The sequence below is a fragment of the Nocardia otitidiscaviarum genome, from assembly GCF_007362295.1.
GTDB classification, from domain to species: domain Bacteria; phylum Actinomycetota; class Actinomycetes; order Mycobacteriales; family Mycobacteriaceae; genus Nocardia; species Nocardia otitidiscaviarum.
Map to the genome: position 1 here is coordinate 3,938,712 of NZ_CP041695.1, position 20,287 is coordinate 3,958,998.

Genomic DNA, 20,287 nt, shown 5'->3' on the forward strand with positions numbered 1-20,287 from the left:
AAACCCTCCATTCCGTCGGCCGCATCGGATTGTCGACACGGCCACCGTATGCCCCAGTGTGCTGCGAAGACAGTCTTTCACAACGGCTCGCCACGGCGACACGATGGACACGCGACTCGGTCACCTGCCGCGGACGATGCGGCGGAGTTTGGTGACGCGGGGGCCGATCTCGCGTTCGTAGCCGTGGTCGGTGGGTTCGTAGTAGTCGACGCCGATCAGTTCGTCGGGTGGGTACTGCTGGGTGAGGACGCCGTCGGGGTGGTCGTGGGGGTACTTGTAGCCCTGGGCGTTTCCGAGAGCCTTGGCCCCGGAGTAGTGGCCGTCGCGCAGGTGCGGGGGCACCGCGCCCGCCTTGCCCGCGGAGATGTCGGACATGGCCTTGCCGATGGCCTTGACCACGCCGCCGGATTTGGGGGCGGTGGCGATGTGGATGGTGGCCTGGGTGAGCGCGAGTTGCGCTTCCGGCATGCCGACGAGTTGGACGACCTGGGCCGCCGCCACCGCGGTCTGGAGGGCGGTGGGGTCGGCCATGCCGACCTCCTCGCTGGCCTGGATCATCAAGCGGCGGGCGATGAATCGCGGATCCTCGCCCGCGGTGATCATGCGGGCCAGATAGTGCAGGGCCGCGTCCACATCGGAGCCACGCAGCGATTTGATGAAGGCACTGATCACGTCGTAGTGCTGGTCACCGGCGCGGTCGTAGCGCACGGCGGCCTTGTCGACGCTGGCCTCCACCAGGTCCACGTCGACGGTTCCGTCCAGCGAGGATTCGGCGGAGGCTTCCAGGGCGGTGAGCGCGCGCCGCGCGTCGCCGCCCGCGATGCGCACGATGTGGTCGAGCGCCGCGTCGGTGACGGTGTACTCCCCCGCCAGACCGCGCGGATCGGCGGCCGCCCGGCGCAGCACCTCGCGCACCTCGTCGGCGGTGAGGGATTGCAGTTGCAGCACCAGTGAGCGCGACAGCAGCGGTGACACCACGGAGAACGACGGATTCTCGGTGGTCGCGCCGACCAGCAGCACGATGCGGTTCTCGACGGCGGCGAGCAGGGCGTCCTGCTGGGTCTTGGAGAACCGGTGCACCTCGTCGATGAACAGCACGGTCTGCTCGCCGTGCAGCAGCCGCCGCCGCGCCACATCGATGACCGCGCGTACCTCCTTGACCCCCGCCGACAGCGCGGACAGCGCCTCGAAGCGCCGCCCGGTGGCCTGCGAGATGAGCGAGGCGAGGGTGGTCTTGCCGGTGCCGGGCGGGCCGAACAGCAGGACCGAGGCCGCACCGGATCCCTCGATGAGCCGGCGCAGCGGTGAGCCCGCGCCGAGCAGATGCCGCTGCCCGACCACTTCGTCCAGACTCCGCGGCCGCATGCGCACGGCCAGGGGTGCGAAGCGGTCGGCGGTGGGCGAGGACGACGTGTACTCGTCGGACACCGGCTCGGCCCCTGGCGCGTCGAACAGCCCTTCACTCACAGGCGAAACCCTACCGAGGCACCCCGACACATCCGCCACGCGCAGGTCCGCGGCCCGTCACCGACTGTTCACGTGTCCAAGTTTGCCTCGGGCATAGCGATCGGGTGTGATCGTTGCCGTGCCTCTCCCCGAGATCAACTCCGCCCGGCTCGACCGACGCACCGTACTCACCGGCAGCACCGCGGCGGTCGCGGCCACCCTGCTCACCAGGGCCACGGCCCGCGCCGAACATCCGGTGTTCCAGCACGGTCTGGCCTCCGGGGATCCGCTGCCGGACCGGGTGATCCTGTGGACCCGCGTCACCCCGTCGGCCGCGGCCACGCCCGGTTCCGGGGTGGGCGAGCCGGTGCGGGTCCGCTGGGAGGTGGCCACCGACGAGGGGTTCGGTACCGTCGTCGCCTCCGGAACCCACACGGCCACCGCCGATTCCGATCACACCGTGAAGGTGGACGTCTCGGGCCTGGCCGCGGGTCGCGACTACCACTACCGCTTCACCGCGCTGGGTCAGACCTCGCCGGTCGGCCGCACCCGCACCGCCCCCGCCACCGGCGACACCCCCGACCGGCTGCGCTTCGGCGTCGTCTCCTGCGCCAACTGGGAGGCCGGTTTCTTCAGCGCCTACCGGCATCTGACCGCCCGCACCGATCTGGACGCCATCGTCCATCTCGGCGACTATCTCTACGAATACGCGGCGGGCAAGTACGGTGGCCGACTCGGCTCCGCGCGGCTGCACGAGCCCGCACACGAAATCGTCTCGCTGGCCGACTATCGCATTCGCCACGCCCAGTACAAGACCGACCCCGATCTGACGAACCTGCACGCCGCATTGCCGTTCATCTGCATCTGGGACGACCACGAGACCGCCAACGACGCGTGGGCGGGTGGGGCCGAGAACCACACACCGGGTGCGGAGGGCGACTGGCAGCAGCGGCGGGCGGCCGCGCTCCAGGCGTATCTGGAATGGATGCCGGTGCGCGCGGGCGCCGACGGCCGCCTCTACCGGCGGCTGCGATTCGGCACGCTGGCCGAACTGTCCATGCTGGATCTGCGCAGCTACCGCACCCAGCAGGTGACGGCGGGCCCCGGCTGGCGACAGGTGGACGCTCCCGACCGCAGCATCACCGGCCCGGCCCAAATGGATTGGGTCACCAATGGTTTGGTGTCCGCGCCGGTGACCTGGAAGCTGGTCGGCAATCCGGTCATGATCGCGCCGCTGGTCTTCCCGCCGCTGGATCCGGCCACCACCGCCGCGCTCACCCAGCTGATCGGCATTCCGGAGGGCGGCATTCCCGCCAACCTGGACCAGTGGGACGGCTACACCGCCGACCGCAAGCGCCTGCTCACCGCGATCACCGACAACCAGGTCGGCGATGTGGTCTTCCTGACCGGCGATATCCATTCCTCCTGGGCCGCCGACCTGCCGCTGGACGCGGCCACCTACCCGGCGAGCCCCACGGCGGGCGCGGAGTTCGTCGTACCGTCGGTGACCTCGCAGAGTGTCGGCGACATCATGCGGACCCCGCCGCGCACCGTCTCGGTGGCCGCCGAGGGCGCGTTGCAATCGGTGAACCGGCACCTGCGCTACGTCGAGGTGGATTCACACGGATACGGCGTGCTGCATGTGGACGCCGAGCAGGCACAGATGGATTGGTTCTACGTCGGCGATGTGGCCGACCCGAGTACCGGTGTGCGCCACGGTGCTTCGTTCGCCGTCCGTCGAGGCGGGCGTATCGAGCCACGCACCGCGCCGCTGCTCGACTGACGCCGTGCGGCCCGCCCGCCGCGCGCAGCGGGGACGAGCTGGGCGGAGCCCGCCGGGCGGCGGGCGATCCGAACGCCCTACTCCTCCCAGTGCTCCTCGAGGGTCGCCGACACATGTTCGGCGAAGTCGCCGAGGGTGTCGTCGCCGATGCAGCGGGCGTCCTCGGCCAGGGCGGCCCAGCGGTTGATCAGGGCGGCGGAGCGCGGTATCGAGAGTCCGTGTTCGCGCGCGGCGGCGATGCGGGTGTGGTCGGCGGGCAGGAACCAGTAGGTCGACAGCCACACCCAGATGAGCCGGGCCTCGAGAATGCGCTCGGCCAGCACCTCGTCGTCGGCGAGCGAGGGCCAGACCGCCACCACCTCGGAGCGCCACGCCTCCACCATCTGCCGCGCGCGTTCGCGGGACAGTTCGACATCGCACAGGCAGCCGGGGAAGGAGACCAGGGCGTAGGCGATATCGAGGGTGGCGTCGCGGAAGCCGCCCCACTCGTAGTCGAGGAACCGGGCGCCCTCCTCGTTGAGGATCACATTGTCCGGGCACAGGTCGGAGGGGCTGAACGCGCGGTAGCGGCCCGCGGAGAACAGCCGGTTACCGCGCACGATGCGCTCGGCGATCTCACCCGGCACGTCGATGCCGAGTTCGCGCTGCAGCATGAGCGGCACCTCGGCGACGGCGGATTCGGCCTGCTGGGCGATGCCGTCGACACGGTGCACCACGTCGACACGGCGTAGCAGGGCGACGAAATCGGCCTCGCGGCCCACGGTCGCGGCGTGCATGCGGCCCAGCGCCTGCGCGAATGCCATGAGGGCATTGCGCCCGGCGGGCTCCTGCCCGGCCTGGAGCACCGCGGTGAGCGGAGAGTTCTCCCCGAGGTCGCTCAGGATGAGCAGGCGGTCGGGCAGGCTGTAGCCGAGTAGGTACGCCCCGGGCCGGTGGTCGCGTCCGAGTGCGGTGGTGAACTGGTACGACACCGCCTCCCGGAGGAATGCCGAGTCGATACTGGCGACACCGGGGGCCATACCTCCGGTGCGTCGCTCCTGCGCGGCACCGCGAACCTGCTTGATGATCAGGGTTCGCGGAAGTGAAAATGCGTTCTCCGCAACACGCACGCGTAGGACTGTCGTCCTACCACTACCGCTGAGCTCCATAGGATCACTCAGCTTTACCGGAGCACCCATTCGCTTTGTGAGCAACTGTTGTACCGCGGACACGACTTCGGCGGCGCGTTCGGCCAATAGTGCGGTCATCGCGTCCCAAGTTACTCGCTCCAGGTCACTTTCAGCGAGCGGTTGCGCAACCTTTCGCGCGTCGTTCGGCGTGTCCGCGTCAAGGGTTTGCCCACACGGCGCTGGTTGCTTGACACAACCATTACGGTCCGGTTGTCTCATCTTCAACTGCTGTGCGCCACACCGTAAACCGGTAAATGTGAAAGGTCCGTGACGATGACCGGCACACCGCCCGCCACACCGAACGAATCGGACGAAACACCCTCACAGAAGGGCGATGAGCGGCAACCCACCCGTTCCGGCCACCATCAAAACACCGAGCCGACACCGCATTCGGCGGGTTCGGGCAACGGTCCCGAGCACGGCCGCCACGAAATGCCGGGCCCGCGCGGCTACCCCCAGTTCGAGGGGCCGGGCGCGGCGCAGTACGGCAGCGAGCCCGTGGAGCCGCCGCCACCCATGCCGCCGCAGGGCAGCTCGAGTGATACCGGTATGCCGCCGCCACCCGGCTACGGCCAACCCCCGCAGTCGGGCGCGTCGCAGGGACAGCCACCGCAGCCCGGCACCGGACAGCCCTACGGCGCTGCGCCCCAGCCCGGCGCGGAGCAGCCGTACGGCACGGGCCAACCCGCGGGACAGCCTTACGGGTCGAGCCAGGCCCCGGGCCAGCAGTACGGGGCGGGCCAGCCCTACGGTGCCCCGACCCAACCGGGTGCCGCCGCACAGTCGGGCGCGATGCCGCCCGGCACGACCCCGTCGGGTCCGCCGCCGGGTGCTCCGGGTTCCGTCGGTTCCGCCCAGCCGGGCGGACCGCACCACGCCACCGGCGAGAAGCTCGACGTCGGCCGCGCCATCGCCTACGGCTGGGATCGGTTCCGCCTCAATCCCGTTCCGTGGCTCGGCATCGTCATGGTCGGGCTGATCGCCTACCTGGTGGTCGTGCTGCTGGTGAATATCGCCGACGTGCAATCGCTGTCGGTGGTGCTGCTGGTCTTCGCCATCGCCTCGCTCATGGTCTGGCTGCTCCAGGCCGCCATGATCCGCGGCGCGCTTTACGAAACGGACGGCACCCCAACCGATTTCCCCTCCTTCTTCGGCTTCGTCAACGCGGGCAACGTCCTGCTCACCGCCCTGATCGTCCTCGTGGGCTGCTTCATCGCCTCGCTGGCCTGTGTTTTCCCCGCGGTCATCGTCGGCGTGCTGTGCATGTTCGCTCTGAACTTCGTCATCGACGAGGACATGAGCCCCATCGAGGCGATCAAGTCCAGCGCCCAGCTGGTCATCCGCAACCCGGTCCCCACCGTGCTCCTGGCCCTGGTCGTCGCGGTCATGACCACCATCGGCGCCCTCCTCTGCGGCCTGGGCCTACTGGTCGCCGGCCCGGTATCGGCCATCGCCGTCACCTACGCCTACCGCACCCTGACCGGCGGCCTGGTCGCCCCGCTGTAGAAAACGCGCGGTGGGTGCCGGGCACCCACCGCACGTTCTCGGCCGCGAGCAGCGGCTACTTCTTGCCCTCGACGATCGGGACGCCGTTCTCGTCGACTTTCACGTCCAGGCCCGCTTCCTTGCGCTGCTGCGGGGTGATCGGGGTGGGGGCGTCGGTGAGGGGGTCGACGCCGCCGCCGGACTTGGGGAAGGCGATGACCTCGCGGATGGAGTCGACGCCGGCGAGCAGGGCGGTGATGCGGTCCCAGCCGAAAGCGATGCCGCCGTGCGGCGGGGCGCCGTACTGGAAGGCGTCGAGCAGGAAGCCGAACTTCTCCTGCGCCTCCTCATGGCTGATGCCCATCACCTTGAACACCCGCTCCTGCACGTCACCGCGGTGGATGCGGATGGAGCCGCCGCCGATCTCGTTGCCGTTGCAGACGATGTCGTAGGCGTAGGCCAGCGCCGCGCCCGGATCGGTGTCGAAGGTGTCCAGGAACTCCGGCTTGGGCGAGGTGAAGGCATGGTGCACCGCGGTCCAGGCCGAATGCCCCAGCGCCACATCGCCGCTGGCGGTGGCGTCGGCGGCGGGCTCGAACATGGGCGCGTCCACCACCCAGACGAAGGCCCACTCGTTCTCGTCGATGAGACCGCACTTGCGGGCGATCTCCCCGCGCGCCGCACCCAGCAGTGCCCGGCTGGACTTGGCCTCACCGGCGGCGAAGAACACGCAGTCGCCCGGGTTCGCGCCCACGAACTTGGCCAGGCCCTCGCGCTCGGCCTCGCTCAGGTTCTTGGCCACCGGACCGCTGAGTTCGCCGTCCTCGCCGATCAGCACATAGGCCAGGCCCTTCGCACCGCGCTGCTTGGCCCACTCCTGCCAGGCGTCGAGCTGGCGACGCGGCTGGCTCGCGCCGCCGGGCATGACCACCGCGCCCACGTACGGCGACTGGAACACCCGGAACGGCGTGTCCTTGAAGTACTCCGCCATCTCGGTGATCTCGACGCCGAAGCGCAGGTCCGGCTTGTCGGTGCCGAAGCGGCGCATGGCCTCGGCGTAGGTCATGTGCGGGATCGGCGTCGCGATCTCGTGGCCGATGAGCTTCCACAGCGCCACCAGGATGTCCTCGGCCAGCAGGATCACATCCTCCTGGGTGACGAAGCTCATCTCGATGTCGAGCTGGGTGAACTCCGGCTGCCGGTCGGCGCGGAAGTCCTCGTCGCGGTAGCAGCGCGCGATCTGGTAGTACCGCTCGACACCGGCCACCATGAGCAGCTGCTTGAACAGCTGCGGGCTCTGCGGCAGCGCGTAGAACTTGCCCGGCTGCAAGCGGGCGGGCACCAGGAAGTCGCGCGCGCCCTCCGGGGTGGACCGGGTCATGGTCGGCGTCTCGACCTCGACGAAGGCATGCTTGGCCAGCACGTCGCGGGCGGCGGCGTTGACCTTGGACCGCAGCCGGATGGCGTGTCCGGGCCCTTCGCGGCGCAGATCCAGGTAGCGGTACTTGAGCCGGGCCTCCTCACCGGGGGTCTCGTCGAGCTGGAACGGCAGCGGCGCGGCCTCGTTGAGCACCTCGAGTTCGCTGACGTTCACCTCGATCTGCCCGGTCGGCAGGTTCGGGTTGCCGCTGCCCTCGGGCCGGTCCTCGACCACGCCGGTGATCCGCACGCAGTACTCGTTGCGCAGCCTGTGCGCCTGCTCGGCGGGCTCGCCCTCCCGGAACACCGCCTGCGAGACACCCGACGCGTCGCGCAGATCGATGAAGATCACGCCACCGTGGTCTCGCCGCCGGGCCACCCAACCGGTGAGGGTGACGGTCTGACCGGCGTGCTCGCTTCGCAGCGAACCAGCCAAGTGGGTGCGCAGCACGGGAGTCCTTTCGACGGATTCGAGGCGCCGGAGAGTGACAGGCGCCGGGTCCATCGTAGAGAGACACGTCGCCGGAGTGGAAACCGATATCCACCTCCCCGTGCCAAGCTGTAAGACGGCGGATTTCCGATCCGCTCAATCCTGATGTCCTGCCGCAGTATCGAGGCGACCGCAGACGGGAGCTAGCACGATGACCTTCAACGAAGGTATGCAGATCGACCCGGACCGGGTCTCCTCCGGCGGCGGTCCCGGCATGGGCGGCGGGCTGGTCCTGGGCGGTGGTGCGGTGGGTCTCATCGCACTGGTGGTGACGCTGCTGCTCGGCGGCGATCCGGGATCGGTGCTCGGCCAGTTCACCGGCGCGGAGAACGGGCAGACCGACCAGGGTGTGGCGGGGACGCCGGAACACTGCCGCACCGGCGCGGACGCCAACAAGTACGTCGACTGCCGGGTGGTGCTGACCGTGCAGAGCCTGGACGCGGTGTGGGACGACGAACTGGGCCAGCAGACCGGCCGCCGCTACACCGAACCCGCGGTGCGGCTGTTCTCCGGCGTGGTGAACACCGGCTGCGGGCAGGCGTCCTCCGCCGTCGGCCCGTTCTACTGCCCCGCCGACCAGACCGCCTACTTCGACACCGCGTTCTTCCAGGAACTCAGCACTCGCTTCGGCGCGAGCACCGGCCCGCTCGCCCAGGAGTACGTGGTCGCCCACGAGTTCGGACACCACATCCAGAATCTGCTCGGCGACCTCGGCCGCGCCCAGCGCGACCCCCGCGGCCCCGAATCGGGCGCCGTGCGCACCGAACTCCAGGCCGACTGCTACGCCGGCGTCTGGGCCTACTACGCCGACAAGCAGAACGCGCCCGGCAGCACCCAGCCCTTCCTGAAACCACTCACCGACCAGGACATCGACGACGCCCTCTCCGCCGCGGCCGCCGTCGGCGACGACCGCATCCAGGAGCAGGCCACCGGCCGCGTGAATCCCGAAGCGTGGACGCACGGTTCGGCCGAGGAACGCCAGAAGTGGTTCCTGGCGGGCTACAAGACCGGCCAAGTCGCGGCCTGCGACACCTATTCGGCCCGCGACCTGCGCAACCCACCCGCACTGCGCTAGCGGGCCGGACTCCCCCGCGACCTCAGCACGCACACCCGCACCACGACATCAACGCGCTCGCCCACGTCTCCGTGACTTCGGCACGCGACTGAGCCGTTGCGACACGTGCACGCGCGTGCGAGCGGTCGTGTGCCCACCTGCCGCCCGCACGCGACGTCAGCGCGTTCGCCCGCCACGCCGCGACTATCGACCTCAATGCACGGCTGAGCCGTCGAGACCCGTGCGTGCTGATGGTCGTCTGCTTGCCGTCGACACTCATGCACGTGCCAACGGTCGTATGCCGATCCGATTTCGGGCGTACGCGGTGAGTTACCCCGAGCGGTGCGAGATCAGTTGTCACGTTGTGATCGGGAAGGTTAGTGAGTCTGCGGCGTTCTGAGCGGGGCCGGTCGTGCGCGGGTCGCGCAGCGGCGGCCCTTCGGTGGACAATCACCGTCGGCGGGCGGGAGGTTCGCCGGTACGGAGGGATTGGTTCATGGGAATACGCGGTGCTACAGGACTTTTCGGGCGGCGGAACGTGTTGCGGTCGGTGGCGGCGGTCGTGGTGACCGCCGCTTCGCTCACCGTTAGCGGTGGGGTGGGCGGTGCGCAGGAACCGGCGCCGGCGTCGCCCGTGGCTCCGGCGGCACCGGCGCCCGTCACGGGTCCGATGTTGTTCACGCTCACGTCGATCCCGAACGGCTGGCTCATCGGGCGCACCGATCTGCGGCCGCTGCTCGAGGTGCAGGCCGACGGGCGGGCCATTCGGCGTCCCGATGCCGCCGATCCGGATCGGAGCGCGAATACCCCACCGCAGGAGATCACCGGCACCATTCCGCAGGAGGTGGTCACCGCCGCGATCACCGAGACGCGGGCGCTGACCACCCTGGATATGGGGAATGCGGGCGTCTCCAACCAGAGCAGCATGATTCTCGACTACACCCCGCAGCAGCCGGATCAGGACGCGCACGTCATCGTCTACGACCCGGAGACCACCGACGGCCTCACCGAGGAGCAGCGGGCGAACCGCACCCGGTTCGCCACACTGTCGGAGAAACTCCTCGACGCCTTCGTCGCCGACCGCTGAAACCGCTGTCCGAACGCTGAAACGCTATCCGACGGTCCAGGTTTCGCGACCGGTGAGCAGACCCTGCAGGGCGTCGTCGTCCACCGGTTTGCGTTCCCGGGCCGTCTCGGCCTGGGCGCGCACGCCGTCGTCGTAGGTCGGGCGGGAGACGCTGCGGAATACGCCGGTGACCACGTGCGAGAGGTCCTGATCGGACAGCCGGGAGAGGGCGTAGGCGTATTCGGGGCTGTCGGTGTAGGCGTCGTGGACGACGATATCGGCCTCGGCGACACTGTCGGCGCGGGCGACGCGCAGCCCGAAACCATTGCGCACCACCGCCATCTCACCGTCGGCGCCGAAGCGGATCGGTTCGCCGTGGCGCAGTGGAACGAGGTGGGCGGCGGCGTTCTCCTTGCGCAGATCGTCGAAGGAGCCGTCGTTGAAGATCGGGCAGTCCTGGAGGATCTCCACGAAGGAGGTGCCCCGGTGTTCGGCCGCCGCGCGCAGCACCTCGGTGAGTCCGGCGCGGTCGGAGTCCAGGGCGCGGGCGGCGAAGGTGGCCTCGGCGCCCAGCGCCACCGACAGCGTGTTGAAGGGGTGGTCGACCGAGCCCATCGGGGTGGACTTGGTGATCTTGCCGGTTTCCGAGGTCGGCGAGTACTGCCCCTTGGTGAGCCCGTAGATCCGATTGTTGAACAGCAGGATCGTCATGTTCACATTGCGCCGCAGCGCGTGGATGAGGTGATTGCCGCCGATGGAGAGCGCGTCGCCGTCACCGGTGACCACCCAGACCGACAGATCGGGTCGCGTCACCGCCAGTCCGGTGGCGATGGCCGGGGCGCGGCCGTGGATCGAGTGCAGCCCATAGGCTTCCAGGTAGTACGGGAAGCGGCTGGAGCAGCCGATCCCCGAGACGAACATGAGGTTCTCGCGCCGCAACCCGAGTTCGGCCAGGAAACCGCGCACGGTCGCCAGGATCACGTAGTCGCCGCAGCCGGGGCACCAGCGCACCTCCTGATCGGAGGTGAACTCCTTGACCTTCTGCGGTCGGTCGGCGGCGGGCACGCCGGACAGGCCGGTGAGCCCCAGATCGGTTCCGACGAACGGATTCTCGACAATGGTCATCACTTACCCCCTGGGGTGCGGTAGGTGGCCCGCGCCCGTGCGGCGAAAGCCTTGTCCTGTTCCATCTCCGCGATGGATCCGTCCAGTGCCGCGTCGATCACGCCGACCAGTTCCTGCGCCGAGAACGCGGTTCCGGCGATCTTGGTCCAGGGCTGCACGTCCACCAGGTATTTCGCCCGCAGCAGCAGGGCGAGCTGACCGCCGTTCATCTCCGGCGCGACCACTGTGCGATAGCGGCCCAGCACCTCACCGAGATTGGCGGGGAAGGGATTCAGATACCGCAGATGCGCCTGCGCCACCGGTACGCCGCGGCGCCGTGCCCGGCGGCACGCCTCGCCGATCGGTCCGTAGGAACTGCCCCATCCGATGAGCAGCAGTTCGGCGCGCCCGTCCGGGTCGTCGACCTCGAGATCGGGCACGGTGATGCCGTCGATCTTGGCTTGCCGCAACCGGACCATCAACTCGTGATTGGCCGGATCGTAGGAGATATTGCCGCTGCCGTCGGCCTTTTCGAGACCGCCGATGCGGTGCGCCCGGCCGCTGGTGCCCGGGACGGCGAACGGACGGGCCAGGGTTTCGGGATCGCGGGCGTAGGGCTGGAACCCGCCCTCGTCCTCGGCATCGGGTTCGAATCCGGGATCGATGCGCGGCAGATCCGACACCCGCGGAATCGCCCACGGCTCCGACCCATTGGCAATGGCACCGTCGGACAGCAGCAGCACCGGGGTGCGGTAGGTCAGCGCGATGCGCGCCGCCTGCACGGCGGTATCGAAGCAGTCGGCGGGTGAGCGTGGCGCCAGCACCGCCACCGGCGATTCGCCATTGCGCCCGTAGAGCGCCTGGAGCAGATCGGCCTGCTCGGTCTTGGTCGGCAGGCCGGTGGACGGTCCACCGCGTTGCACGTCCACGATGAGCAGCGGCACCTCGGTCATGACGGCCAGTCCGACGGTTTCGCTCTTGAGCGCCAGTCCGGGGCCGGAGGTGCTGGTCACCCCCAGCGCGCCGCCGATCGAAGCGCCCAGCGCCGCACCGATTCCGGCGATCTCGTCCTCGGCCTGGAAGGTGGTGACGCCGAAGTTCTTGTGCTTGCTCAGTTCGTGCAGGATGTCGGAGGCCGGGGTGATGGGGTAGGTGCCCAGGAAGACCGGTAAACCGGCCAGTTGCCCCGCCGCCACGATGCCGTAGGCCAGGGCGGTATTGCCGGTGATCTGCCGGTAGGTGCCGGGCGGCAGCGTCGCCGGGGCAACCTCGTAGGTGCTCGCGAATGCCTCGGTGGTTTCGCCGTAATTCCAGCCCGCCCGAATTGCGAGAATATTTGCTTCCGCCACCTCGGGTTTGGCGGCGAATTTCTCCCGGATGAACTGTTCGGTTCCGCTGATCGGCCGTCCGTACATCCAGGACAGCAAACCGAGCGCGAACATATTCTTGGCGCGCTGCCCGTCCTTCTTTCCAATACCGGTCGGTTCGGTCGCGCCGAGCGTCAGCGAGGTCATGGGTACCCGGTGCACCACGAAATCCGACAGCGTGTCATCGGCGAGCGGATCGCCGCTGTAGCCGACCTTGGCCAGATTCCGCTTGGTGAACTCGTCGGTATTGACGATGACGGTGGCGCCGCGCGCCAACTCCTCCAGATTCGCCTTGAGCGCCGCGGGATTCATCGCCACCAGCACATCGGGCTGGTCACCGGCGGTCAGGATGTCGTAGTCGGCGATCTGGATCTGGAACGACGAAACACCCGGCAGCGTGCCCTGCGGCGCTCGGATCTCGGCGGGAAAGTTGGGCTGGGTGGCGAGATCGTTGCCGAAGGCGGCGGCCTCGTGGGTGAACCGGTCACCGGTGAGCTGCACGCCGTCACCGGAGTCACCCGCGAAGCGAATAACCACCCTTTCCAATTTCTCTGTGACGCCGCCGTTTCCGGACGCGGGCATCGGAGATCCGGCGGGTGCCAGGGGTTCATCGTCGTGCTGCGAAACCATGCGCCTGCATCACTTCCTCGTCGCTGTGAGGTATCAACGCCAAACTACTCCGCTGTATTCGCGACACACCCGCGAAATCGAGCGGTTGTTCTGGTGAATCTCAGCCGGATCAGGCGAACAGCGCCAGTTGCCGGTCGGGCGTCCGCTCCGCGGCGGGCCGCGATGCGGATTCGGCGACGGCCCGTAGCTCGGGCCCGGCCGGACGTGCACGGTTCAAACGGTGTTTCTCCAGCAGCGGCTCGATGCGGCCGCGCAGCCAAGCAGAATACTCGGGTGTCACCGAACTTCCGCGACCGTACAGCTGTCGGTAGCGTCGGATGAGCGCGGGATGCTCCGCGGCCAGCCATTCCAGGAACCAGTCGCGGGTGGAGCCGCGCAGATGCATGGGGAAGGCGGTAACCCCGGCCGCGCCCGCGTCTGCGATGGCCTCGAACAGCGCGTCCAGATGCGCCTTGCCGTCGGTGAGGTACGGAATCACCGGTGCCACCATGACATTCACGGCGAATCCGGAGTCGGCGAGCGCGCGGATGAGGTCCAGGCGGGCCCGCGGCGACGGCGTGCCCGGTTCCAGGCTGCGGTGCAGATCCTCGTCGAGGATGGCGAGCGACACCGCCAGATCGATGGGAACCTGCTGCGCCGCCTGGGTGAGCAGCGGCAGGTCCCGCCGCATGAGCGTGCCCTTGGTGAGAATCGAGAAGGGCGTGCCCGATTCGGTGAGCGCGGAGATGATGCCCGGCATCAGCCGGTAGCGGCCCTCGGCACGCTGGTAGGGGTCCGTATTCGAGCCCAGCGCAACGGTTTCCCGCCGCCAGGAGCGCTTGCGCACCTCCCGGCGCAGGACGGGCACCACATTCGTCTTGACGACGATCTGGCTGTCGAAATCCCGCCCCGCGTCCAGGTCCAGGTACTCGTGCGAGCCGCGCGCGAAGCAGTAGCGGCACGCGTGCGAACACCCGCGCATGGGATTGATGGTCCAGTTGAACGGCATGCTGCCGCCCTCCGGGAGCTTGTTCAGCGCGCTTTTGCAGAGCACCTCGTGGAAAGTGATGCCCTCGAACTCGGGAGTCTGTACGCTGCGCACGAGACCAGCCCGCTCGAGTCCCGGCAGCGCGCCGTCATCGGCGTCCAGGGTCTGGTTCTGCCACCGCACGTTCCCAGTCGAACATGTGTTCTAGATACTGTCAAGCGATCTGCCGCGTGTCGACCTTGCCGAGCTCGTTATCGGCGAAGGCGATCAGATCGCGCACCGTCTCCTCGGTCGGACGCGGCTGATAGCCGAGTTCGGTCCTGGCCTTGGTGCCGTCCACGACGGGCGCGGAGATGAGCGCGCCCATGGCGGCCTTGGACAGGATGTCGCTGCCGAAGAGCTTGCCCATCGGTTCCAGCACCGGCATGACGGCCGAGACGGCCTGCGCCGGAATCAGGAAGCGCGGCCCCTTCTTGCCATTGATGGCCGCGGCCAGCCGGGTGACATCCCACATGGTCTGCATATGGCCGGTGATCAGGTAGTTCTCCCCGGTCCGGCCGCGCTCCCCGGCCAGCACCAGGCCGAGGGCCACATCGCGCACGTCGACCAGATCGAAGCTGCCGCCGATCATGACCGGGACGCGACCCTTGGACGCGTCGAGCAGGGTGCCGTTGATGCGCGAGCGGGTGTAGTCGACCGGGCCGTAGACACCGGTGGGGTTGCACAGCACGGCGTCGAGGCCCTTGTCGACGACCTTGCGCAGTTCGACCTCGCCCTGCCATTTGGACCGGTCGTAGACCGGCAGATCCGGGCTGATGGACCGCGCGGTGCGCTCGTCGATGCGGCCGCCGCACTGGTACTGGTTGAACGCGTGAATGGAGCTGGCGTGCACGAACCGGCGCGCGCCGACGGCGAGCGCGGCCTCGGCGACCACGCGCACTCCCTCGGTGTTGATGCGCCAGGCGAGGTCGTTCTTCTGGGCCAGAGTGATGACCGCGACCAGGTGGTACACCACCTCGGCCCCCTCGAGCGCGGTGCGCATGGAGGCGGGGTCGAGCACGTCTCCGGTCACCCAGGTGACACCCGGTTCCGCGACGCCGGTGGGCCGGACCCGATCGATGGCGGTCACCTCGTGTCCGCGATCGGTAAGCAGGCGAAGCAAATTGGTGCCAAGGAACCCGGCGGCGCCGGTGACTGCGACCTTCATGAACAATGAATATAGAACCTGTTCTAAATTGCAACAAGTTCTAGTCATCCTGCCTGTGGATAGGCCACGCGCGCTCGTCAGCGCGGTCCGATATATTCGGAACCGCTATCTGTCCACGACGATCGGGGGGCGAGTCATGACCGAACTCTCGGTGGATCCGGAAGCGGTCCGCGCCTTCGCCACGACCCAGCACGGTGTCGCGGGCGATATCGCTGCTGCGGGCAACCTGGACACTGTAGCCAATGTCGCCGCCATGACGCCCGTCTTCGGGCTCATCGGCGCCGACTATCTGGCCATGTTCGCGGTGGCGGAGCTGCTGCACGGCAAGGACGTCAACGCGCTCTCGGCGCGCTACGCGCACCTTGGGCAGGTGGCCGCCGGAACCGCGACGGCCATCCAGACCACCGACGGCGAGTTCGCGGGCGGTCTGGACCGGATGGACACGGCGATCGGAGGACAGGGATGAGCCCCGTCGATCCCTCGGGCGTGATCGGCCCCGCCTCGGCCGCCGGGGAGTCGCTGGTGACGATGCCCGCCGCCGGAACCGGCCCGCGCGGGCCGCTTCCCGATGTGCCGCTGTTCCAGCTGCCCGCCGATATCGCACCGTTCGAGCCGCCCGCGTATCTGGCGGCGCGCAAGGAATTCGAGCAGGGCGCGACACCGGTTCCGGGCGGGATACCGGCCGGAATATCGGGTACGGCCGCCACCGAGCCGACGGCGGTACTCGGCGGACACCCCGGCCCCGACGACGCTTCCGGGATGCTCGGGGGGACTTCCGGACTCGACGCCACCCAAGGTGTGCTCGACGGCGGACGAACCGCCCTCGATTCCGCACAGAGGGTGCTCGACAGCGCCCGGTCCGCCCTGAACGATCCCTCCGGCACCCTCGCCGACGCGCAGACCGCGCTCGCGCGGGCGGGGCTCGCGCCGGGCGCGCTGCCGCCACTGCCCGCCGATCCGGTCCAAGCGCTGCTGAATGGGATGGCACTGCCCGCGATCCCGGGTCTCGACGCACTGTTCACACCGTTCCTCGACCTGCTGAACGGCTTCGGCACCGGGGTGTTGAGCGCGGTGAACCCGACCACCCTGCTGAGTCAGTCCTCGAAGTTCATCGAGGGGGCCGTTCAGATCGGCACCGGTGCGCTGAAGACGGTCGAGACGTTGTGGCAGGGCACATCCGGCACCGCCGCCCAGGCGGCCGGGCAGGAGGCACAGAGCCACGGCGCGGAGACCGCCCAGCGCGGCTTCGACATCTCCGCGCTCACCGAACAGGCCGCCGCGGTGGTCCAGCGCGGCAATCTACAGCTCACCGCCATCGCGCAATCCTTCGCGGCCCAGGCGACCGCCATGGCCCCCGTGGCACTCACCCCGCCCGGTCAGGCCGCTCTGATCGCCTCGGCCACCGAGCATCTCGGCGCGGCGGTGGCCGTGGTCAACGCCACCCGCGGCGAATTGAGCACCTACACAGCGCAGTTGAGCGGCGTACTGGGTCCGCTGCTCGGCCGGGGCGGCGGACCCAACCCCGCCGAGGTCGCCCAGTCCCTGGCGCAGAATGTCGGCCAGCCGATCCTGTCGCAGGCTCAGGAACTGCTGAAGTCCGGTATCGACCAGGCCACCACACCCGCCGGTACCGGCCCGATCCCGGCCACCTCGGGCGATCTCGACACCAAGGCCGCCGGTCTCGGCGGCGGAGCCGGAGGTGGCGGCGGCGCGGACGGTATCGGCGGACTCGGTGGACTCGCCGCCAAGCCGGGCGGACCCGGCTCCTCCATCCCAGGCGGCAAACTCGCCCCCGCCGCGGGCTCCCCGTTCGGTTCCGGCGCCCCCGGTGCTCCCGGCGTCGGCGGCATGCCCCCGGGCGGCTACATGGGCGCGCCCTACGGCGGCGCGGCGGGCCAGCGTGGCACCGACGACAACCACACCCGCACCGTCCAACCTCACCACAACCACTCCGGCGAAGCCGAACTCACCGGCAATCTCGGCCCGGCCAGCCCCGAAGTCATCGGCGACACCGCCACCGCGGACGGTTCCGGCGACCACGACGCCACATCCTGACCCACCGCAGCAGGAGCGCCACTCCGCGTCCTTCCCGGCGGTCGCGGACCTGCCGACCGTGAGCGGATCAACCGACCGGCCCGCTCGCGGGAACGTTCGCGGCGGCCGAGCGGCAACGCTCACACGGCTTCCGGTCGGGCCTGGGCGTCGGTGCCGCCGTCGATGACGAATTGCGCGCCGTGGATGAATCCGGCGCGCGGGCTCAGCAGGTAGGCGATCAGGTCGGCGATCTCCTCGGGGCGGCCGTTGCGGCCGACGGGTGAGGTGAAGTTGCGGATGGCCTCGCCGTAGCGGGGGTCGTCCAGACCCGCTTGCAGCAGCGGGGTTTCGACGCTGCCGGGCGCCACGGCATTGAGCCGCACCCCGGCCGCGCCCCACTCGGCGGCGCGGCGGCGGACCGCGACGGTGACGGCGTTCTTGGAGGCGGCGTAGGCGTAGCTGCCCGCGTAGTCCCCGGCGGAGGCGAACGCCTCCGCCTCGGTGCCGGTGGCGATGGGGTTCTGCGCCCAGGCCAGGTGGGTCGACGCCACCGACGACACGACCACGGCCGCGGGTGATTCCCCCTTGCGCAGCGCGGGCAGCAGGGCATCGAGCAGGGCGATGGTACTGCGGTAGTTGATCTCGACAATGCGCATCGGGTCGGGGACCTGCGGCCCGACGCCCGCGCACAGTACGAGTCCGTCGAGCACTCCCCCGCCGCGTTCGAGCACCTGGTCGACGATTCCCGCTCGCACGTCCGCGTCTGTGAGGTCGCCGGTGAGGTCGGCGGCGGCCAGGTCGATGCCGATGATGTCGTGCCCGGCGGCGCGCAGGACGGCGGCGGTGGCCGCGCCGATGCCCGAGGCGGAGCCGGTGATGGCGATCGTCATGGCTGTGATTAGAACAGGATGCAGATTCACCGGGCAATGCCCGACGGATCCGATCTCGGACACCGGGACCGCGGTCGCCGCACCCCGGGCGCACCCGCTACGACTGACCATGCACCCCTGGGCGTGTCCGCCGTCCGGATTCGGATCGCCGGTTCGGTCGCGGACCACCGCGGTGCCGGACTAGCATCAGCGCAAGAAATAGAATCTGTTCTAGTTTTCGCCCGCCCACTGTCGAGAGGACGACCCGATGCGCTTCACCTATGCGGAGGCGATGACCGATCCGGACTACTACGTCCCGCTGGCCCAGGCCGCGGAGGCCGCCGGATTCCACAGCATGACCGTCGCCGACAGCATCGCCTACCCCGCGGAGTCGGACTCGAAATATCCCTACACCAAGGACGGCAATCGGGAATTCCTCGACGGCAAACCGTTCATCGAGACCTTCGTGCTGTCGGCCGCCATCGCGGCGGCCACCACCACGCTGCGACTGACCCCGTTCGTACTGAAGCTGCCCATCCGCCCGCCGGTACTGGTGGCCAAGCAGGCCAGTTCCCTCGCTCGCCTGAGCAACAACCGCTTCGCCCTGGGCGTGGGCATCAGCCCGTGGCCGGAGGACTTCCAAATCATGGGCGTGCCGTTCGAGAAGCGCGGCAAGCGGCTCGACGAGTGCATCGAGATCGTGCGCGGCCTCTCCACCGGCGAGTACTTCGAGTACCACGGCGAGTTCTACGACATTCCGCGCATCAAGCTCACCCCCGCCCCCACCGAGCCGCTGCCCATTCTGATCGGCGGCCACTCCGACGCCGCGTTGAAGCGCGCGGTGCGCCTGTCCGACGGCTGGATGCACGCCGGCGGCAGCGCCGAGGATCTGGACAAGTACCTGGCGCGCATCGAAGAGCTGCGCGCCGAGCGCGACCTGACCACCCCGTTCGAGATCCATGCCGTCTCCCGCGACGGTTACACCCCCGACGGGGTGAAGCGCCTCGAGGAGAAGGGCATCACCGATCTGATCGTCGGCTTCCGCAACTCCTATGCCATGGAGCACGACACCGAATCGCTGGCGGACAAGATCACCAAGCTGAAGTGGTACGGCGACAATGTGATCGCCAAGTTGAGCTGACCGGGAACACCCGGCTCAGGACCGCTTGGCGAAGCCGAGCTCGATGACGGCGTCGCGTTCGCTCGCCAGCTCGGCCACGCTGAGATCGATACGCGCCCGGGAGAATTCGTCGATGGCGAGGTCGGGAACGATGGTGTACGCGCCGTCCGCGCAGGTGACCGGGAACGAGCTGATCAGCCCTTCCGGCACCCCGTAGGAACCGTCCGACGGCACCGCCATCGACACCCAGTCCCCGGCCGCGCTGCCCAGCACCCAGTCGTGGACGTGATCGATGGCGGCGCTGGCCGCACTCGCCGCCGACGACGCGCCGCGCGCCTGGATGATGGCCGTACCCCGTTGCTGCACGGTGGGAATGAAGTCGTGCTCGATCCAGTCGCGATCGTCGATCACCTCCGGTGCGGGCCGTCCGGCCACGGTGGCGTGGCTGATATCCGGATACTGGGTGGCGGAGTGGTTGCCCCACACCGCGATACGGTGGATATCGGCGGCGGGCACGCCGGTCTTCTTCGCCACCTGGGCGATGGCTCGATTGTGGTCCAGCCGGGTCAGCGCGGTGAATCGCGCGGCGGGCACATCGGGTGCGTTGCTCGCGGCGATGAAGGCGTTGGTATTGGCCGGGTTTCCGATCACCAGCACCTTGACGTCGTCGGCCGCACTGGCATTGATGGCCGCGCCCTGATCGGTGAAGATCGGACCGTTGGCGGCGAGCAGATCGGCGCGTTCCATACCGGCGGTGCGGGGACGCGCGCCGACGAGCAGCGCGATATTCGCCCCGTCGAAGCCGATCCACGGGTCATCGGAGATGTCGATCGACGACAGCAGCGGGAACGCGCCGTCCTCGAGTTCCATGGCCACCCCTTCGAGGGAGCCCACCGCGGCCGGGATCTCGAGCAGTCGCAGCCGCACCGGAGTGTCCGGTCCGAGCATGGCCCCGGAGGCGATCCGGAACAGCAGACCGTAGGCGATCTGTCCGGCGGCACCGGTCACGGTGACGGTCACGGGTCGGGCGGCACTGCTCACGACGAACTCCTAGCGCTTGTCGGACACTCCGCTGTT

16 protein-coding genes are annotated in these 20,287 nt (G+C 69.1%); 7 read left to right on the forward strand and 9 right to left on the reverse strand.

Annotated features, from left to right (window positions below; translation table 11 throughout):
- Positions 1-120: 120 nt before the first annotated feature.
- The gene (locus FOH10_RS17445) at positions 121-1,467 is read right to left on the reverse strand and encodes a replication-associated recombination protein A (protein WP_029924364.1); all 1,347 of its coding nucleotides are present in this window, start codon (positions 1,465-1,467) and stop codon (positions 121-123) included.
- Between the two features lie 106 nt (positions 1,468-1,573).
- Between FOH10_RS17445 and FOH10_RS17450 the strand changes: the two genes are divergently transcribed.
- The gene (locus FOH10_RS17450) at positions 1,574-3,229 is read left to right on the forward strand and encodes an alkaline phosphatase D family protein (RefSeq protein WP_244961255.1); all 1,656 of its coding nucleotides are present in this window, start codon (positions 1,574-1,576) and stop codon (positions 3,227-3,229) included.
- A gap of 77 nt (positions 3,230-3,306) precedes the next feature.
- Here the strand turns inward: FOH10_RS17450 and FOH10_RS17455 are convergent, their stop codons facing one another.
- A complete protein-coding gene (locus FOH10_RS17455; protein ID WP_143981531.1) occupies positions 3,307-4,476 on the reverse strand; it encodes a phosphotransferase family protein in 1,170 nt (389 codons plus the stop codon).
- 195 nt (positions 4,477-4,671) lie between these two features.
- Here FOH10_RS17455 and FOH10_RS17460 point away from each other — a divergent pair, with 195 nt between their 5' ends.
- On the forward strand, positions 4,672-5,904 hold the full coding sequence (locus tag FOH10_RS17460; RefSeq protein WP_143981532.1) for a hypothetical protein: 1,233 nt from the start codon (positions 4,672-4,674) through the stop codon (positions 5,902-5,904).
- Between the two features lie 55 nt (positions 5,905-5,959).
- Here FOH10_RS17460 and aspS read toward each other — a convergent pair whose 3' ends face one another.
- Positions 5,960-7,753, reverse strand: a complete 1,794-nt coding sequence (gene aspS, locus FOH10_RS17465; RefSeq protein WP_143981533.1) for an aspartate--tRNA ligase — start codon at positions 7,751-7,753, stop codon at positions 5,960-5,962.
- Between the two features lie 190 nt (positions 7,754-7,943).
- Between aspS and ypfJ the strand changes: the two genes are divergently transcribed.
- Positions 7,944-8,867, forward strand: coding sequence for a KPN_02809 family neutral zinc metallopeptidase (ypfJ, locus tag FOH10_RS17470; RefSeq protein ID WP_143981534.1), 924 nt, complete (start codon positions 7,944-7,946; stop codon positions 8,865-8,867).
- A 649-nt stretch (positions 8,868-9,516) separates the two neighbouring features.
- Positions 9,517-9,933 carry a hypothetical protein gene (locus FOH10_RS17475; RefSeq protein ID WP_244961256.1) on the forward strand — a complete coding sequence of 139 codons (417 nt, stop codon included), beginning with the start codon at positions 9,517-9,519 and terminating at the stop codon, positions 9,931-9,933.
- 24 nt (positions 9,934-9,957) lie between these two features.
- On the opposite strand, the gene FOH10_RS17480 is transcribed toward FOH10_RS17475, so the two are convergent.
- The 4 genes from FOH10_RS17480 to FOH10_RS17495 all read right to left on the reverse strand — a co-directional run bounded on the left by FOH10_RS17480 (position 9,958) and on the right by FOH10_RS17495 (position 15,187).
- The gene (locus tag FOH10_RS17480; RefSeq protein ID WP_143981535.1) at positions 9,958-11,037 is read right to left on the reverse strand and encodes a 2-oxoacid:ferredoxin oxidoreductase subunit beta; all 1,080 of its coding nucleotides are present in this window, start codon (positions 11,035-11,037) and stop codon (positions 9,958-9,960) included.
- Positions 11,037-12,965: a 2-oxoacid:acceptor oxidoreductase subunit alpha gene (locus FOH10_RS17485; protein ID WP_143981536.1), complete on the reverse strand. Its 1,929-nt coding sequence runs from the start codon at positions 12,963-12,965 to the stop codon at positions 11,037-11,039. The genes FOH10_RS17480 and FOH10_RS17485 overlap by 1 nt, the downstream gene beginning before the upstream one ends.
- 157 nt (positions 12,966-13,122) lie before the next feature.
- Complete coding sequence (locus FOH10_RS17490) at positions 13,123-14,163, reverse strand: Rv2578c family radical SAM protein (RefSeq protein WP_143981537.1); 1,041 nt, start codon at positions 14,161-14,163, stop codon at positions 13,123-13,125.
- 31 nt (positions 14,164-14,194) lie between these two features.
- On the reverse strand, positions 14,195-15,187 hold the full coding sequence (locus FOH10_RS17495) for an NAD-dependent epimerase/dehydratase family protein (RefSeq protein WP_143981538.1): 993 nt from the start codon (positions 15,185-15,187) through the stop codon (positions 14,195-14,197).
- A gap of 136 nt (positions 15,188-15,323) precedes the next feature.
- On the opposite strand from FOH10_RS17495, the gene FOH10_RS17500 reads away from it, so the two are divergent.
- Both FOH10_RS17500 and FOH10_RS17505 read left to right on the forward strand, forming a co-directional pair.
- Complete coding sequence (locus tag FOH10_RS17500) at positions 15,324-15,653, forward strand: type VII secretion target (RefSeq protein WP_029924340.1); 330 nt, start codon at positions 15,324-15,326, stop codon at positions 15,651-15,653.
- Entirely contained in the window at positions 15,650-17,242 is a 1,593-nt protein-coding gene (locus FOH10_RS17505; RefSeq protein ID WP_143981539.1) for a hypothetical protein, read from the forward strand. Before FOH10_RS17500 ends, FOH10_RS17505 begins: the two co-directional genes overlap by 4 nt.
- 119 nt (positions 17,243-17,361) lie before the next feature.
- Here the strand turns inward: FOH10_RS17505 and FOH10_RS17510 are convergent, their stop codons facing one another.
- Positions 17,362-18,111: an SDR family oxidoreductase gene (locus tag FOH10_RS17510; protein ID WP_143981540.1), complete on the reverse strand. Its 750-nt coding sequence runs from the start codon at positions 18,109-18,111 to the stop codon at positions 17,362-17,364.
- A gap of 247 nt (positions 18,112-18,358) precedes the next feature.
- Between FOH10_RS17510 and FOH10_RS17515 the strand changes: the two genes are divergently transcribed.
- On the forward strand, positions 18,359-19,231 hold the full coding sequence (locus FOH10_RS17515; RefSeq protein WP_143981541.1) for a TIGR03619 family F420-dependent LLM class oxidoreductase: 873 nt from the start codon (positions 18,359-18,361) through the stop codon (positions 19,229-19,231).
- Between the two features lie 15 nt (positions 19,232-19,246).
- On the opposite strand, the gene FOH10_RS17520 is transcribed toward FOH10_RS17515, so the two are convergent.
- Positions 19,247-20,251 (reverse strand): malate dehydrogenase, encoded by a 1,005-nt coding sequence (locus FOH10_RS17520; protein WP_143981542.1) that lies wholly within the window; start codon positions 20,249-20,251, stop codon positions 19,247-19,249.
- Between the last annotated feature and the right edge of the window lie 36 nt (positions 20,252-20,287).